The sequence below is a fragment of the Bacillus sp. DHT2 genome, assembly GCF_026241455.1.
GTDB classification, from domain to species: Bacteria; Bacillota; Bacilli; order Bacillales; family Bacillaceae_G; genus Bacillus_A; species Bacillus_A pseudomycoides.
On the sequence record NZ_JAPHWH010000004.1, the window covers coordinates 1 to 15,574 of the forward strand.

At 33.9% G+C, this 15,574-nt stretch carries 17 protein-coding genes, 1 pseudogene and 1 riboswitch; of the genes and pseudogenes, 14 read left to right on the plus strand and 4 right to left on the minus strand.

Going from position 1 to position 15,574, the window contains the following annotated elements; all coding sequences use genetic code 11:
* Positions 1–191: 191 nt before the first annotated feature.
* The 4 genes and pseudogenes from ORL93_RS11190 (at position 192) to cbpA (ending at position 3,371) form a co-directional block, all read left to right on the plus strand.
* Positions 192–711 (plus strand): annotated as a pseudogene (locus tag ORL93_RS11190) (type 2 periplasmic-binding domain-containing protein).
* Between the two features lie 28 nt (positions 712–739).
* Positions 740–1,522, plus strand: a complete 783-nt coding sequence (locus tag ORL93_RS11195) for a DeoR/GlpR family DNA-binding transcription regulator (RefSeq protein ID WP_003196072.1) — start codon at positions 740–742, stop codon at positions 1,520–1,522.
* Between the two features lie 472 nt (positions 1,523–1,994).
* Entirely contained in the window at positions 1,995–2,624 is a 630-nt protein-coding gene (locus ORL93_RS11200) for a class II aldolase/adducin family protein (RefSeq protein WP_003196074.1), read from the plus strand.
* A 123-nt stretch (positions 2,625–2,747) separates the two neighbouring features.
* A complete protein-coding gene (cbpA, locus tag ORL93_RS11205) occupies positions 2,748–3,371 on the plus strand; it encodes a cyclic di-AMP binding protein CbpA (RefSeq protein ID WP_018764164.1) in 624 nt (207 codons plus the stop codon).
* Positions 3,372–3,412: 41 nt separating this feature from the next.
* Here the strand turns inward: cbpA and ORL93_RS11210 are convergent, their stop codons facing one another.
* Positions 3,413–4,180 carry a divergent polysaccharide deacetylase family protein gene (locus tag ORL93_RS11210; protein WP_006094099.1) on the minus strand — a complete coding sequence of 256 codons (768 nt, stop codon included), beginning with the start codon at positions 4,178–4,180 and terminating at the stop codon, positions 3,413–3,415.
* Between the two features lie 552 nt (positions 4,181–4,732).
* On the opposite strand from ORL93_RS11210, the gene ORL93_RS11215 reads away from it, so the two are divergent.
* Positions 4,733–5,014, plus strand: coding sequence for an aspartyl-phosphate phosphatase Spo0E family protein (locus ORL93_RS11215; protein ID WP_006094100.1), 282 nt, complete (start codon positions 4,733–4,735; stop codon positions 5,012–5,014).
* Positions 5,015–5,043: 29 nt separating this feature from the next.
* On the opposite strand, the gene ORL93_RS11220 is transcribed toward ORL93_RS11215, so the two are convergent.
* Entirely contained in the window at positions 5,044–6,567 is a 1,524-nt protein-coding gene (locus ORL93_RS11220) for a DUF3149 domain-containing protein (protein ID WP_097794738.1), read from the minus strand.
* Positions 6,568–6,777: 210 nt separating this feature from the next.
* Here ORL93_RS11220 and ORL93_RS11225 point away from each other — a divergent pair, with 210 nt between their 5' ends.
* From ORL93_RS11225 to ORL93_RS11240, 4 genes are all read left to right on the plus strand, one after another.
* Positions 6,778–7,224, plus strand: a complete 447-nt coding sequence (locus ORL93_RS11225; protein WP_003206377.1) for a MarR family winged helix-turn-helix transcriptional regulator — start codon at positions 6,778–6,780, stop codon at positions 7,222–7,224.
* Positions 7,225–7,936: 712 nt separating this feature from the next.
* Complete coding sequence (locus tag ORL93_RS11230) at positions 7,937–9,631, plus strand: M3 family oligoendopeptidase (RefSeq protein ID WP_003196081.1); 1,695 nt, start codon at positions 7,937–7,939, stop codon at positions 9,629–9,631.
* A 139-nt stretch (positions 9,632–9,770) separates the two neighbouring features.
* Entirely contained in the window at positions 9,771–10,304 is a 534-nt protein-coding gene (locus ORL93_RS11235) for a DinB family protein (RefSeq protein ID WP_003196082.1), read from the plus strand.
* 276 nt (positions 10,305–10,580) lie between these two features.
* Entirely contained in the window at positions 10,581–10,697 is a 117-nt protein-coding gene (locus ORL93_RS11240) for a DUF6254 family protein (protein ID WP_000018497.1), read from the plus strand.
* An 8-nt stretch (positions 10,698–10,705) separates the two neighbouring features.
* On the opposite strand, the gene ORL93_RS11245 is transcribed toward ORL93_RS11240, so the two are convergent.
* Positions 10,706–11,914, minus strand: a complete 1,209-nt coding sequence (locus tag ORL93_RS11245; RefSeq protein ID WP_097794840.1) for an ATP-binding protein — start codon at positions 11,912–11,914, stop codon at positions 10,706–10,708.
* A 420-nt stretch (positions 11,915–12,334) separates the two neighbouring features.
* A riboswitch (PreQ1 riboswitch) is annotated at positions 12,335–12,378 on the plus strand.
* 93 nt (positions 12,379–12,471) lie between these two features.
* Here ORL93_RS11245 and queC point away from each other — a divergent pair.
* Genes queC through queF form a run of 4 tightly spaced genes read left to right on the plus strand, consistent with a single transcriptional unit; the run spans position 12,472 to position 14,863 of the window.
* Complete coding sequence (gene queC, locus ORL93_RS11250) at positions 12,472–13,134, plus strand: 7-cyano-7-deazaguanine synthase QueC (protein WP_018764167.1); 663 nt, start codon at positions 12,472–12,474, stop codon at positions 13,132–13,134.
* A complete protein-coding gene (gene queD, locus ORL93_RS11255) occupies positions 13,134–13,628 on the plus strand; it encodes a 6-carboxytetrahydropterin synthase QueD (protein ID WP_097794737.1) in 495 nt (164 codons plus the stop codon). Before queC ends, queD begins: the two co-directional genes overlap by 1 nt.
* The gene (gene queE / locus ORL93_RS11260) at positions 13,621–14,337 is read left to right on the plus strand and encodes a 7-carboxy-7-deazaguanine synthase QueE (protein ID WP_097794736.1); all 717 of its coding nucleotides are present in this window, start codon (positions 13,621–13,623) and stop codon (positions 14,335–14,337) included. The genes queD and queE overlap by 8 nt, the downstream gene beginning before the upstream one ends.
* Positions 14,338–14,365: 28 nt before the next feature.
* On the plus strand, positions 14,366–14,863 hold the full coding sequence (gene queF, locus ORL93_RS11265) for a preQ(1) synthase (RefSeq protein ID WP_018764169.1): 498 nt from the start codon (positions 14,366–14,368) through the stop codon (positions 14,861–14,863).
* Between the two features lie 47 nt (positions 14,864–14,910).
* On the opposite strand, the gene ORL93_RS11270 is transcribed toward queF, so the two are convergent.
* Positions 14,911–15,096 carry a YkvS family protein gene (locus tag ORL93_RS11270; RefSeq protein WP_003196089.1) on the minus strand — a complete coding sequence of 62 codons (186 nt, stop codon included), beginning with the start codon at positions 15,094–15,096 and terminating at the stop codon, positions 14,911–14,913.
* 232 nt (positions 15,097–15,328) lie between these two features.
* Here ORL93_RS11270 and ORL93_RS11275 point away from each other — a divergent pair, with 232 nt between their 5' ends.
* Positions 15,329–15,487 (plus strand): hypothetical protein, encoded by a 159-nt coding sequence (locus ORL93_RS11275; RefSeq protein ID WP_097794735.1) that lies wholly within the window; start codon positions 15,329–15,331, stop codon positions 15,485–15,487.
* Positions 15,488–15,574: the final 87 nt, after the last annotated feature.

Sequence of the window (15,574 nt, forward strand, 5' to 3'; positions counted from 1 at the left end):
CTACAGGGAGAGGGAGAATTGTCCCAAATGATCCTTACTTTCATTATCTAGGAATATCCTCGGACGTCCAAGAGAACATTGTGTTAAATCGTCGCTTGAAAGAGTAACTAAAAAATAATATACGAGGAGAGAGAAAAAGTGAAAAAACACTCTGTAAAGCTGTAGCAATCGGGGGAATATTTTCTTTATTAATGGGATGTGGTACTAAGAAAGAAGAAACTGCCGGGGCGAAAGTGAAAGATGACAAACTGTCTGAATCATTAGCAGTTTACACAGCAATTGAAGAAGAACTTGTACCTATTTATCTTGATTCCTTTAAAAAGAAATACCCAGATGTGAAATTAAATATTGTTCGTGATTCAACAGGGGTTATTACAGCGAAATTGTTAGCAGAAGGGAAAAATACACAAGCAGATGTTGTATGGGGAACAGCAGCTTCTAGTCTTTTAGCTCTAGAAAAGAAAGAAATGTTGAAAGAATACTCTCCAAAAGGTGTAGATCGTGTACTTCCGCAATTTAAAGATGATAAAAAGCCAGAAAAATGGATTCGCGACGATTAAAAATGATTATAAACTTCCGGATGGTTTCCCAAAAGATGTAACAGACAAGTTATATAAAAATAACGATTTTAAATGGGCGGCTGATAATCGCGATAAAACTTTAGAACGTTGGGAAAAAGAATTTGGGCAAAAAGCAGAACCGAAAAAGTAAGTGGGAGAGAGAAAAATGAGGTGAAGTTATGTCTATTGTTGGAGAAGAGAGAAAGCGTAGTATTCTTGAAAAAGTAGAGTTTAAGGGAAAAGTGAAAGTTTCAGAGCTAGCAAGTGAATTTTCAGTATCAACAGAAACCATTCGCAGATATTTAGAAGAGCTTGATCGGGAAAAGAAGTTGAAGAAAGTATACGGGGGAGCGGTTCAACTTCCGGGAGCAGGGATAGAGCCCCCTATGCTAGAAAGAGAAATGCTATATATTGAGGAAAAGAAAAGAATTGGCTATAAAGCAGCAACTTTTGTAGAAGATGGAGATGTCATTGTCATCGATGATGGAAGCACGCCCCTGCAAATGGTCCCGTATCTCGTTCATCGGAAAAACTTAACTGTTGTGACGAGTTCATTTCCTGTTGCAACCCAATTCATTTCTTCTATAAATAAAAAAATGTTTGATGGTGAAGTATTATTTATTGGAGGAAAGGTATCTCCAAAACACTGTCGTGTATCAGGATCTATTTCACAGCAAGTCATTCGTCAGTTTCATTTTCATAAGGCATTTATTTCAATTGATGGATTGTTACCTAGTTTTGGAATCTCGAGTTTTGAATTGGAAAAAGCTAAGTTATCAGAAGCGATGATTCAATTAGCGGAAAAGGCGTTTATTCTATGTGATCATACAAAACTGGGGGTAAAAGGAAATTATCGAATCGCCGGTTTTTCTGATATTGGGCACGTAATTTGCGATAAAAAAATGCCTCATAGTTTTGAAGAATTTATTACAAAAAATAATATTCGCTGGACGATTAGTTAAATATAGGTTTCCAATCCGAAAGTTGTAGGGCCTACTGTTTTATTGTTTTACACATAGATGAGAGAGGTACTTTGAAAAGTTTTGTATCAGTGCAAAAAAAATGGACACATTTTTCGGTTTCCTTCATATAATTTACCAACAGAAAAAAAGTTGACTAGAGGAAAGAAGGGGAAAAGGTGTCGGAACGCTTGTATAATAAACTTATATTGTATACAAATATGTTACAAAAGATCGGCATTATTAATGAGCAAGAGAAGAGTGAGATGCTTCAAATGATGAACAAAAAGGCTCTGTGAAAGAGCTTTTTTTGTTGTGTAACACGTGCCTAATTTTCAGGTAGATGAAGAAATTGTATTGACAAAAAGAGATTCTCATGTGATAATTCAATTAAATTTTTGGAATAATCAAAAAATACTTCTTTTACATAGAAATGGCTAAACCATTACAGTAATATTCTCATGGGGGTGACGAAATGTTATTTTTTTTAAAGAAGTGGAAAGAGTTAAGAGATGTAAAAATGGAATTGGCTCTCCGTGATTGGTTTTATGGTACAAAAATTAGTTTATCTATGCGGACATCACAAGAACCATTAACATTTTTAGTAAATATTGAAGGAAGAGACAAAGGGTTATTTGCAGAAGAGGATTTTATTGTAGTAAATAGTATGTGCGAGCCTGTATTTGCAAATGATGAAAAACCAGCAGTTGAATCGTTTATGCATGCAGATATTTATAAAAAAGGTAATGCGGAGTGTATTTTGCAAGTTCAAACTGTAGATAGTCATTTAATATCAGAGTTATATGGAAAAGAAGGAGCAGTTACATTTGAAAAACGCACTGTAGAACGTGTTTTTGGAAAAGAAGGAATTACAGAGATTACGATTCCGATTGTAGAAAATGAAAAGAAGTTTGCTGATTTATTAGAGAATCATGTTCCTAATTTTATAGAAGGCGGCGGTGCTATACTTGTTCATAATTACGGAATGATTGTATGGGGAAACTCGCCAGAAGAGACGAAAAAATGGCTAGAAGGGTTAGAGTATTTAATGAATTATCACGTGAAATTATTGATGATTAAAGGAACTAAGAGTTCAGTTATATAAAGAGAATAATTCGTCACGTGCAAACTAATAAATGAAAGCGTTTTAAAAAATAATTTCACTCATAAAATATGGGTCTCCTTATTATATATAGATTACATGTCGTCATGTGAGGAGGAACGTATTTTGCGAGTTAAATATCATTTTCTGCCGAAACAACAGGTGACATTTTGTAAGGATAATGATTCGGGGGAACAGGCGTTAAAAATTATGGACGTGAAGGGATATAGAGCAATCCCTGTACTTGCAGAAGATGAGAAGAGATTTAAAGGGATCATTTATAAAGTAGATATTTTAGAACGTAAATGTAATGAGGGTTTAGAAGATGTATGTGTGAAAGATATTATGGAAGATAAATCTGCATTTATTTTTGAAAAGGATTCTTTTTTTCGAGCCTTTTATGTAATTAGGCGTCTTCCATTTTTAGCTGTATTGAATGAGTACAATGAATTTGTTGGCATTTTAACACATTCTAATATATTTGATGTCATTGAAGATTCATTTGGGATGCAAACGGGTGGTTATATAATAACAATCGCAACGCAAGATTGTAAGGGGACAATTAAGGAGTTAGGAACGTTGCTCAGGTCTTATCATATTGGTGGATTATTTACATTGGACAATGGTGATCAATATATTCGTCGTGTTATTGTGAACATTACAGATGACTTAAGTGAAAAAGCATTAGAATCATTAATTGCAAAAATAGAGAAAAAAGGATTTCGCGTGAGTCATGTAGATTATATATAAGGTAGTAGTATGAAAAATAGAGAGCAGCATATAGCTGCTCTCTATTTTTGTTTGGAGACAGGTGGTGGTGAGAGGACAAGGTCGGATAAGAAAATAAAGTCTGCATGTTCACGTACTTTAGGAATGGTGGATTCAATAACACGAGAAGTAATTTCCCCAGGAGGGCCGACATGACCAATTGCTACTACGACAGGTTTTTCTTTAATTTTTTGTAGAAGTAACTGTGCTTGCTTTGTAATATGAGATGATGTATAAACATCATCAAAGAATAATTGATTTTCTACAATAGGAACTCCTAATTCCTTTCCGATTTTTGGTACTACGCTATTGGGATTTGTTTTACTATCTAAATAAAATAGGCCATGTTTTTTACATACTGATAGTATGATTCGCATAATTCTTTCATCAGCTGTTACTTTAGAACCCATATGATTATTCATCCCAATTGCATGTGGTACTTCTTGAATCGCTTGTTCGACCCGACTTTCAATTTCATGATCACTTAAATCAGTTGTAATGGCTTTAGGACCAAGCCATTCTTTTTTACCTTTAATAGGCTCCATTGGCATATGAATAATAACTTCATGCCCTTTTTGATGTGCAGCTACTGCATCTTGTTTTGTAGATGGAAGAAAGGGCATAACAGCTACAGTAAGTGGAATGGGAAGTGATAACATCCTTTCAGTTCCCTTCATATTATTTCCAAAGTCGTCGATTACAATGGCAACTTTATTTGTATGGGCATACGTTTGAAAAGGAAAAATGACAGTAGATAATAAAATGAAAAAAATAATGATATGTTTACGCATATAAAAAATTCCTTTCTGAATGGGTGATTTGTTATAAATAAAGCTTTATCAAATTTCTAGTTAGTGAAACAAATTAGATATGTAATTTGCATGAACTGCACTAAAATCCTGATTGGTAAGTGCTAATAATCAGTGGGGATGAAGAAAGTTCGCACTGATTAAGGTTTACCTTTATAGAAAATTTATCTTTTTTAATAAAATAAGGTACTGTATTTGTGAAGATGGAAACGAAAATCTATAATTATGATTTGCGTTTTTTACATAAATTAAACGAGAAAAATGTCGAAGTACTGGAAATCAAAAATGTAAAAGTAGAGTTTATTTGTCGTTTGGAAAAAATACCATGAAAAAAATGTCTATTATTGCGAATGTATTTACAAAGATAGAATAATTTGTAATAATTCTCAAAGTGAGGATAAAGATTTGTAAATTACAGGGAGAAAATGTTAGAATTTCTGAGTATTCTAATTCGGTTACAATATACATTTGTAGTCTGAATGTATGGAGTGAAAATGAAGTAGAGAGTATGGAAGAATAATGAGGGGGATATGGATGTTTACAGCAAAACGGGAGTACACAATGGAAAAACTTTCGCGTGATATTCATATGAAGCGTGAAGAAATGATTCATTTAGGTTTAACAAACGGATTAAACAGTACTGAAACAATTCAAGTGAGTCAAGAATTGGACAAGCTTATTGTACAGTATCAACGATATAAAGAACAAAAAACACCAAGATGGTTCGCATTTATGAAGGTACCCTTTTTTCAAATAGAATATGAAGGGAAATCAAGTGCTTTTTGGAAAATGTTTGTGACTGCTTTTATGAAATAAACATAATTACCCTCCGCAGAGAAGGATAATTATGCTGAATCTAATGGAAGCTTTATATGAACTGTGGTTCCTTTATTTTTTGTGCTATCAATCACAATTTGTCCATCATACATTTCTATAATTCGTTTGCATATGACAAGACCAAGACCTGTTCCGGTATCTTTACTGGTAAAGAACGGATGAAAGAGGTGTTTTTGAATATGCTTTGGAATACCTTTTCCTGTGTCAATAATGTGTAATTGTGCGTGCTCTTTATTACTGGTTACCTGAATTGTTAATACATCACCAGATGACATAGCTTCAATTGCATTTTTTGTAATATTTAAAACCACTTGTTTCATATGATCTTTTGAACAACGGATATGAACAGGATGATCTGGTAACTGCAAGGTGAATATAATATTATGCAAATTTGCTTCGGATCGAATAATTAATGAGACCTCTTTGATAATATCCCTTACATCATACTTTTTTTCGATAATCGCTGTTGGTTTACCAAGAATAAGAAATTCGCTAACAATTTCATTGATACGTTTTATTTCTTGTTCGATAACAGAAAAATAAAATTGGTCTTGTTCTTGTATATGTTTTTCCTTTAAGAGTGTTACAAGACCTTTAATTCCAGTAAGTGGATTACGGATTTCATGAGCTGTACTAGCTGCAAAAGTACCAACTAATTCAATTTTTTGTATTTCATTTTGTTGTCTCTCCAATCTTGTTTGTCGTTTCAGCAAAATATATTGAACGAGTAAAAATAAAATTGTCATTAAAAATAAAGTAACCAGACATTCTACCGCAACGGTTTTGTATAAAGTTGTTTTATGAATAGGTAATGGAGAAACAGCAACTTTCCATTTTAATTTTTGTAGTGGAGTAGAAATTTTGTTTGTATGTTGCCCGGTTGGTTCGTTATTATCATCTGTTAAAAAGACTACATCATGCTCATCGGTTACTTCAAAATGATATTGTGGTTTAATAGCATTTAAAGCAGACGATATATAATCAAAGCGTAAACTAGCCAACAATAAACCAGAAATTTGTTTGTGTTTTGTAAAAATGGGTGTGGCAATCATAATAGCTTGGTGTCCAAGAACCCGATCTGTAATGACAGATGATACAGTTGTTTTTTTTGATTTAAAAGCTTCTGCTATATAATACCGATCTGCAACCTGAATTGGTGTTGTTAAACCTTTTGATGCTACAGTAATTAGGCCGTTTTTATTTGTATAATATAATCCAGAAAAACGCTCGTCTTTTTCATCGGTATCGTGTAATATTTGCTGAATTCCGTTTGTATTTTCTGTTTCTGTATTTACGACCATAGCAAGCATCTCTAAGGCGGAAATTGCTTCACCAATACGGTGATCTAAGTAGTCCCTATATAAAAATAAAACAGTATGAGCAGCTTGTTTGTTTTCCTGTTGCATTTGGTAGGTGTGATAAGAATAGAAAGTTGCACCGATTCCCAGTGTCGGTAATATAACAAGCAGTATATAAAAAGTTATGCTTCGTAATTTTCCATTCAAGATTGCTACTCCTTTTTTTATTATCATTATATATAAACTGTGTTAAAATTGTCATGTTTTTATTTCATGTGTGAAAGTTAGTACTTAGCATGTGGGAAAGAGTAAAAATGAGAAATGATTGAGCGATCATTCGGAGACAAAGATGAACCATTGATAGCTATTTTGCTTTATGGAAAAACTTTTTATTTGGTAGATTGTCTCGAATTTTTGTGAATTTAAGTGAAGGGTTGAAATCGTATGAAGTTGAATGATGAGAGGGAAGAGATTTCTCAATCTTTGAAATTGTTTATTGCATTATCGCGTGTGCACCGCTTTGTTATGGATGCTACAAATAAATCAATACAAAGTAACGGACTAAATCCAACTGAGTTTGCTGTATTAGAATTGATATATCATAAAGGTAGTCAGCCGCTTCAACAAATTGGAGAGCGTATTTTAATTGCAAGTGGAAGTATTACGTATGTTGTTGATAAGTTAGAAAAAAAGGGGCTTGTGAAACGAATTCCATGCCCAAATGATCGCCGTGTTATATATGCACAGTTAACAGGAGAAGGAGAGACCTTCATCGCTTCTATTTTTCCAAAGCATGAAAAAGTTATACAGGATTCCTTTGGAATGTTAACAAAAGATGAGAAAAATGAGCTGTTATCTTTGCTTAAAAAAGTTGGGAAATATGAAAAGTGATAGAAAACCTTTCTTTTTTGATGGGAGAGAGCGACCGGCCATGTGTAGAAGCGGCCCGATCCTTTTTCAGCCCCATGCCAAGTGAAAACAAAAGGAGAAAAGGAGTAGTAATTTCCTTTTGTTGTTCATAGCCATGACTTTATGTGTTGGAAGTTAACAAAGGGTTATCTCGCAAAGTCCCGAGTAGTGATGGGAATTTCAATTTATATAAGTACAAATTGAAAAAACGGCAGAAAACCTTTCTTTTTTTGATGAGAGAGAGCGACTGGCCATGCGTAGAAGCGGCCCGATCCTTTACCTGCTCCATGCCAAGTGGAAACAAAGAGAGGAAAAGAGCGCAGGTCATCTTTTGTTATTCATAGTAGCGATTTATATGTCGAAAAATCAAAATGGTTTTATATAACATGTTAAAAAAGCTTTCGATGTAAAATGGTCAAAGGCTTTTTTGATTATCCCGCTATTTACGGGTAGAAAAACCTCTTCCTCAAGATTCAGAGAGAAGCGAGAAAGATAGGTGAGGGTTTGAGGGATAAAGAAAAAACTCACGGATGGAAGTTTCATTTTATATAGGTAGTAATTTCATTCACCGTTCTACAAGAAGTATGGATGGAATGTTACAGTTTCTAATGGATTCTGTTGAAGAATAAAAGGAGATTCAGAAAAGGAAATGGAATTATAGTAAGGGTACATATAATTGAGAGGAGGCATATTCATGTCATTTAAGAACTATGAATATACACGCCCAAATACGGAAGAGTTGCAAGAAAAATTCACTGTAGCTTTAGAACAGTTTGAGAATGTAAAGACGATAGAAGAGCAAAAGCAAGTAATTGGTGTAATTAATGAGATTCGCAATGATTTTGGTACAATGGGAAATATTTGTTATATCCGCCATTCTGTTGATACAACGGATCCCTTTTATAAGGAAGAACAAGATTTTTTTGATGAGTATTCTCCGATTGTACAAGGCTATGTAACGAAATATTATAAAGCATTGATGAATTCTCCGTTTCGTGATGAACTGGAGGCTTATTATGGGAAACAATTATTTGCTTTAGCAGAATGTAATTCAAAAACATATTCAGATGAGGTTGTGAAAGATTTACAATTAGAAAATAAATTATCTTCGCAATATACACAACTTTTAGCGGCTGCAAAAATTGATTTTGAAGGAGAAGAGAGAACATTATCACAACTTGGACCTTTTATGCAACATACGGATAGAGATATGCGTAAAAGAGCAAGTGAAGCTTATTATGGTTTTTTAGAAGAGCATGAAGAAGAGTTAGACAGTATTTATGATGAACTTGTAAAAGTAAGAACGAAGATTGCGAAAACACTTGGTTTTAAAAACTTTGTTGAACTTGGATATGCAAGAATGTATCGCACAGATTATAATGCGGAAATGGTTGCAAATTATCGTAAACAAGTACTAGATTACATCGTTCCAGTTGCGACAGAATTACGAAAAAGGCAGCAAGCACGCATTGGTGTAGAAAAGCTTGCTTACTATGATGAGAATTTTGAATATGCAACAGGTAATCCGACTCCAAAGGGAGATGCAGAGTGGATTATTAATCATGGGAAGACAATGTATAAAGAATTATCAAAAGAAACAGATGAGTTCTTCAACTTTATGCTAGATAATGAATTATTAGATTTAGTTGCGAAAAAAGGAAAAGCTGGTGGCGGTTATTGTACATACATTGAAAATTATAAAGCTCCGTTTATTTTCTCGAATTTTAATGGAACATCAGGTGATATTGATGTGTTAACACACGAGGCAGGTCATGCGTTTCAAGTATATGAGAGCCGGAAGTTTGAAATTCCAGAGTACAATTGGCCAACGTACGAAGCGTGTGAAATTCATTCTATGAGTATGGAATTTTTCACGTGGCCATGGATGAAATTATTCTTTGAGGAAGATACGGATAAATATTATTTCTCTCATTTAAGTTCAGCACTTCTATTTTTACCATACGGTGTATCTGTTGATGAATATCAACATTATGTATATGAAAATCCGGAAGCATCTCCAGAGGATCGCAAAGCGGCATGGCGTAATATTGAAAGAAAGTACTTACCACATCGAGACTATGAAGACAATGATTATTTAGAACGTGGTGGTTTCTGGCAGCGTCAAGGGCATATTTATAGCTCACCTTTCTACTATATTGATTATACATTGGCTCAAATTTGCGCACTGCAATTTTGGAAGCGAGCAAGAGACAATAGACAAGAAGCGTGGGAAGACTATGTGAACCTTTGTCAAAAGGGTGGAAGTCAATCCTTCTTACAATTAGTAGAAATTGCGAATTTGACATCTCCATTTACAGATGGGTGTGTGCAAGGCGTAATCACTGAGATTCAAACGTGGTTACATGCAGTGGATGACACAAAATTGTAAAAATCAACCTTGTTTTTTTCACATTTTGTAATCGACACATTTATAAAACAATGAGATAATATAAGAAAATTCAGATTTATCTAAAAGGTGTTTCTAAGTTGGAAACACCTTTTTTTACCAAAAAAGAGGGGGGAGAATTATGCTTCAATCTAATATGAATATTAGTTTGGAAACTTTGCTGCAATCGTTACAATCTACAAGAAACACACTATTATCAGAAATTGAGATGTTAAATGATACGGAAGTGAATGTAAAACCGCGCCGTGATAAATGGAGTATCATTCAAATTATGCATCATCTACACCTAATTGAACAATCTGTCACTTCATCCCTTGTGTATGCTTTACAGAAAAAAGACAAAAAAGTAGTTCCACTCAAAGATCTCCAACTTACTCTTGATCGAACATATAAACGAGAAGCACCTCAACAAATGCAACCAACAGAAACATTAATGAAAAAACAACAAGGAATTCAATTACTCGAACATTCACGCGCAGAATTATTGCATACGCTGCATAGTATTATAGACGAAAAAGAATTGTTCGAAAATTCGTTAAAACATCCTGTTTTTCAGGAGCTTAATCTATATCAATGGATTCAATTCCTTGATTTACATGAACAACGCCATCTTACACAGTTAAAAGAAGCAAAATATGCGATTTTGCAAAGGTAAAGAAAAATTCCCATTTACATGGGAACTATATTGAATAAATAAGAAGAAGCGAGGTAGTAATTATCTCGCTTCTTCTTATTTATCCCTGCTTTTCGAGGGTAGTAATATCCACTCCTTAAGATGCAGAAAAAGAAGATGGGTAGGGGATAAACCACTTATAAAATCCTAATTAATGAGGACTAATTATTAGTGGAGGATGAAGAAACTGGATTGATGCATATTTTTATCTTTTATTTTGGAATAATACATAAAGAGAACATAGAAGGAGTTGAAAGCATGTCACACAAAAAGAAAGAGCAAGAGCGTAGTTGGAAGGCACGAAAAGAAAATCAAAAACCGCATGGGAAAGTAAAGACTTTTGCGGAACTTGTTGATGAAACGGAAAAAACGTGATGATTTCATCACGTTTTTTGTATGAGTGGGAAAGTTAATAGAAAGGTTGTACCAATGTCTTTTTCACTTGAAATATCGATTTTTCCACCCATTGCTTTTACGATGCTGAATACGACCATCATCCCAAGTCCAGTGCCTTTTTCTTTCGTTGAATAGAAGGGAGAACCAAGACGTTTCAGTTGTTCTAGATCCATGCCAATACCAGTATCTTTTATGGCCAACTGTATCTGTGTATGACTCGGTATTAATGTGAGAATAAGATCTCCCCCTTTTGGCATGGCTTCAATACAATTTTTTAAAATGTTTAATAAGCATTGGTTAAATTTTTGTTTTTCTCCAGAAATACAAAAGATGTTGCTTTGCTTTGTGTAAGTTATACGAACATTTGTCAAATTAGCTAGTGGAGTAATGAGAGATACAGCATGAAGTAATTCATCTTCGATTTGTAATACTTGTTCTTTTTCTATACTTGGTTTTGCAAATGTTAGATAATCTGTGAGTACGTGATTTGCTTGTTCAATACCACGTATAGCAATTTCTGTATATAATTTTCGATCTTCTTCAGAGCATTCTTCGGATTGTAGGAGTTGTAAAAAACCTTTCGTTGAAGTTAAAGGATTACGAACTTCATGAGAGATAGAGGCAGCCATTTCTCCGATTAGGTGAAATTTTTCAGCGTTAATTAGTTCTTCTTGTAGGCGTATTTGTAATTGTAGTACGTTTAGTAAATAAAGAATAAGAATGGTACCAATGATGGTACATAATTCATACACAATAATATGAGGGAGGTAATATTCAGTGCTAGAAACTTCAGCAAGGAAAAAAGGAATCCAGCTAAATACGTATACAAAACTATATAAAATAGCAAGTACTACTTTTATATGATTGCTCCCTCTTTGAAAGAGTCTGTATGTGGCAAGGAGAATAATATATAAGCAAATGGAAGCTATAATAGATGGAAAAACTCCTATGCCTCCTAACAAAAAACGGTATATGTTTAATACAGCTAAAATCGATCCACCCGCAATAGGACCTCCTGTTAACGTACCAACAATTAATACAATATGACGCATATCAAATTGAAATCCATTATCCATCCTTGCTGCAAAAGAAATACAAAGAATTGTTGCAGCACTGCAAAATAATATAAATACGGTTGAATTTAACTTAGGTGAATGTTTCCCTTTTTGATTCCAAAATGAGTGATATATTAGCATCATAACGAGGATGGATAATATGTTTAAAAAGAGATAAATAATAAAGAGTTTCAGGTTTATCTCCTCCCTATTCTCATATGTATGGTGTTATATAAGTACAAATTGAAAAACCGACATAAAACCTTTCTTTTTAGGTGAGAGAGCATCCGGCCATGCATAGAAGCAGTCAGCTCCTCTTTCTGCCCCATGCAAAGTGAAAACAAAGAGAGAAAATAAGTAGCGGTCACCTTTTGTTCTTTATAGCAGCGACTTATATGTTGGAAAATCAAAATGGATTTATATAAGTATAATCATACTATTAAAATACAAGAAAATGAATCTTAAACCTGAAAAAAAGACAGAAAAATCAGATGTTTTTCTGGATATGTGCAGTATGTTACAATATGTGTTGTTAATGAAAGAAGAAATTCCATGTATAACATGGGAGAGGTTCGCGAACTCCCTCTATAAAAAACTATGGAAACAACAATATCCTTAGGTATTGTTTTGTTTTTTTATTGTGACAGTTCAAGAACGTTCTTTCTTCTTATTCGTAGTAGAGAAGGAGAATGAGTGAGATGAAAAAAGAAAAAGCAGTTGTCGTTTTTAGTGGTGGCCAGGATAGTACAACATGTTTATTTTGGGCAATGCAGCAGTTCGCAGAAGTCGAAGCTGTGACATTTAATTATAATCAACGTCATAAGTTAGAAATTGACTGTGCAGCTGATATTGCGAAAGAGTTAGGAATTAAACATACAGTACTTGACATGAGCCTATTAAATCAACTTGCTCCAAATGCGTTAACGAGGACGGATATGGAGATTACACATGAAGAAGGTGAATTGCCATCAACATTTGTAGATGGACGAAATTTACTATTCTTATCATTTGCAGCTGTGCTAGCAAAACAAGTTGGAGCACGTCATATTGTAACGGGCGTATGTGAAACAGATTTTAGCGGTTACCCTGATTGTCGTGATGTATTTGTGAAATCGTTAAACGTTACTTTAAATTTATCTATGGATTATCCATTTGTTATTCATACACCACTTATGTGGATTGATAAAGCAGAAACATGGAAATTGTCAGACGAACTTGGCGCATTTGAGTTTGTTAGAGAAAAAACATTAACATGTTATAACGGAATAATCGGTGATGGCTGCGGTGAATGTCCAGCTTGTAAACTTCGTAAAGCAGGTTTAGATACGTATTTACAAGAACGCGAAGGAGCGAACGCATAATGGAACAGAATTTTTTTGGATTTCGCATTGTAGAAAATTTACAAAAAGTGGACAAGGACATTCAACGTGAACAACTGAAATATCATAATAAACGAGTGATGGTAAGTAAGGAATTTACATTTGATGCAGCGCATCATTTGCACTGTTATGAGGGGAAATGTAAAAATTTACATGGTCACACATACAAAGTTGTTTTTGGAATTAGTGGATATGTAAATGAGATTGGACTTGCTATTGACTTTGGAGATATAAAAGAAATTTGGAAAAATGAAATAGAAATTTATTTGGATCATCGTTATTTAAATGAAACATTACCAGCGATGAATACGACAGCTGAAAATATGGTCGTTTGGATATATGAGAAGATGGCAGAGGCACTTATAAAAGAAGACCGTGCAAATGAATATAAAGGAGCACGGGTTGAATTTGTTCGTCTATTTGAAACACCAACAAGTTATGCAGAAGTAAGACGGGAGTGGATGATCGGTGAGTAAAATTCCTGTTCTGGAAATTTTCGGGCCAACCATTCAAGGTGAAGGAATGGTTGTTGGACAAAAGACGATGTTCATTCGTACAGCAGGTTGTGACTATAGTTGCGCGTGGTGCGATTCGTCCTTTACATGGGATGGATCAGCGAAAGAACAAATTCGGCAAATGACTCCCGAAGAGATATGGAGTGAGCTTGTAGAAATTGGTGGAGAAAATTTTTCACATGTAACGATTTCAGGTGGGAATCCAGTGTTGTTGAAAAATATAGACGATTTTATGTCTTTATTACAAGAAAAACAAATTCGCACCGCCATTGAGACGCAAGGAAGTAAATGGCAGGAATGGTTGCTTCATATTGACGAAATAACAATTTCGCCAAAGCCCCCAAGCTCACAGATGAAAACTGATTTTATTATGCTGGATTCTGTTATTGAAAGATTAGCAGGAAAAGATTTTAGCTTAAAAGTCGTTGTATTTGATGATCACGATTTTGAATATGCGATAAAAGTGCATGAGCGTTATCCACATGTACCGTTTTTCTTACAAGTTGGAAATGATGATACGAAAACAGTGGATGATGCAATTCTTATTAGGAATTTACTACAAAAATATGAATGGCTCATTGAAAAAGCTGTTCATTGCAAAGAAATGAATGACGCAAAAGTATTACCTCAGCTTCACGCGTTAGTGTGGGGAAATAAACGAGGCGTATAAGGAATGGAATTGAAGGGATGTATGAAAAATGGCAGGAAGATTAGATGAAGATTTAAAAGATGTAACGTTACTTGGAAACCAAAATACAAAATATTTATTTGAATATAGCCCAAAAATTTTAGAGACATTTGAAAATAATCATCCAAACCGTGATTATTTTGTAAAGTTCAACTGTCCTGAATTTACAAGCTTATGTCCAAAAACAGGACAACCAGATTTTGCAACGATCTATATTAGTTATATTCCAGAGCAAAAAATGGTGGAGAGTAAATCATTAAAATTGTATTTATTTAGTTTCCGTAACCATGGAGATTTTCATGAAGATTGTATGAATGTCATTATGAATGATTTAATCAAATTAATGGATCCACGTTATATTGAAGTGTGGGGGAAATTCACACCACGTGGTGGTATCTCGATTGATCCATATTGTAACTATGGTCGTCCTGGTACAAAATATGAAAAAATGGCAGAATATCGCATGATGAATCACGATTTATATCCTGAAACAATCGATAATCGTTAATGAAAAAGGATCTGTATGATACATGCAGATCCTTTTTTTCTATTATATTACGCATGTTGATTGATAACTGTATAGTTTTTGTGATTTACAACTGTAAGAGGTTCCATATCTAGTTCTCTAAAATTCTCCATGATTGTTATATCGACAATAACGGAGTTTTTATTTACTTTTTGAACACGGCCTTGCATTCCACCTTTAAATTCGATAATATCTCCAGTTTCTGCGGTTTTCATAAGCAACTCTCCTTGTTACAGTTTTACCAAAAAAAGAACAATATTGTTCTTTTTTATTTCCCTTTATTTTGAACTATATTCCCCTGTTTGTAAATGTTTCCATGATAAAATTTCAAAAAATAGTCATTTTTCATAAGAAATGTATAAAGTATTTTTCTATTTTAGGAGAGGGAATTGATAAAAAAGTGCTTATATCAGTATATAGGGGTATAATAAACTGGGGGCGGTAAAAATGTTGTTTAAAATTGTTGGAAGTTTTATAATGATCCTTTTATTCTTATTTTCATATAAACAATTAAAAATAATGCGTATCCATGAAACAGATACATATTTTGATGGATTAGATGGTATGCATGCTTCTGTCACTCATGAGAGCGGTGCGGATATGTAAGGAAGTATGACTTTCTCTTTCTCCATGGTATGATGATAATAAGAAAAAGTGCATAATAATATAGGTGATGAGCGGTGAATGGAGAGT

Excerpts from the sequence above, each read along its gene's own strand:
- ORL93_RS11235 (WP_003196082.1), top strand. The coding sequence starts at position 9,771 with ATGCTTCAATCTAATATGAATATTAGTTTGGAAACTTTGCTGCAATCG.
- ORL93_RS11275 (WP_097794735.1), top strand. The coding sequence starts at position 15,329 with ATGTTGTTTAAAATTGTTGGAAGTTTTATAATGATCCTTTTATTCTTA.
- ORL93_RS11215 (WP_006094100.1), top strand. The coding sequence starts at position 4,733 with ATGTTTACAGCAAAACGGGAGTACACAATGGAAAAACTTTCGCGTGAT.
- ORL93_RS11220 (WP_097794738.1), bottom strand. The coding sequence starts at position 6,567 with ATGATAATAAAAAAAGGAGTAGCAATCTTGAATGGAAAATTACGAAGC.
- ORL93_RS11230 (WP_003196081.1), top strand. The coding sequence starts at position 7,937 with ATGTCATTTAAGAACTATGAATATACACGCCCAAATACGGAAGAGTTG.
- ORL93_RS11245 (WP_097794840.1), bottom strand. The coding sequence starts at position 11,914 with ATGCTAATATATCACTCATTTTGGAATCAAAAAGGGAAACATTCACCT.
- ORL93_RS11240 (WP_000018497.1), top strand. The coding sequence starts at position 10,581 with ATGTCACACAAAAAGAAAGAGCAAGAGCGTAGTTGGAAGGCACGAAAA.
- queF (WP_018764169.1), top strand. The coding sequence starts at position 14,366 with ATGGCAGGAAGATTAGATGAAGATTTAAAAGATGTAACGTTACTTGGA.
- ORL93_RS11270 (WP_003196089.1), bottom strand. The coding sequence starts at position 15,096 with ATGAAAACCGCAGAAACTGGAGATATTATCGAATTTAAAGGTGGAATG.
- ORL93_RS11210 (WP_006094099.1), bottom strand. The coding sequence starts at position 4,180 with ATGCGTAAACATATCATTATTTTTTTCATTTTATTATCTACTGTCATT.
- ORL93_RS11195 (WP_003196072.1), top strand. The coding sequence starts at position 740 with ATGTCTATTGTTGGAGAAGAGAGAAAGCGTAGTATTCTTGAAAAAGTA.
- queD (WP_097794737.1), top strand. The coding sequence starts at position 13,134 with ATGGAACAGAATTTTTTTGGATTTCGCATTGTAGAAAATTTACAAAAA.
- ORL93_RS11200 (WP_003196074.1), top strand. The coding sequence starts at position 1,995 with ATGTTATTTTTTTTAAAGAAGTGGAAAGAGTTAAGAGATGTAAAAATG.
- queC (WP_018764167.1), top strand. The coding sequence starts at position 12,472 with ATGAAAAAAGAAAAAGCAGTTGTCGTTTTTAGTGGTGGCCAGGATAGT.
- ORL93_RS11225 (WP_003206377.1), top strand. The coding sequence starts at position 6,778 with ATGAAGTTGAATGATGAGAGGGAAGAGATTTCTCAATCTTTGAAATTG.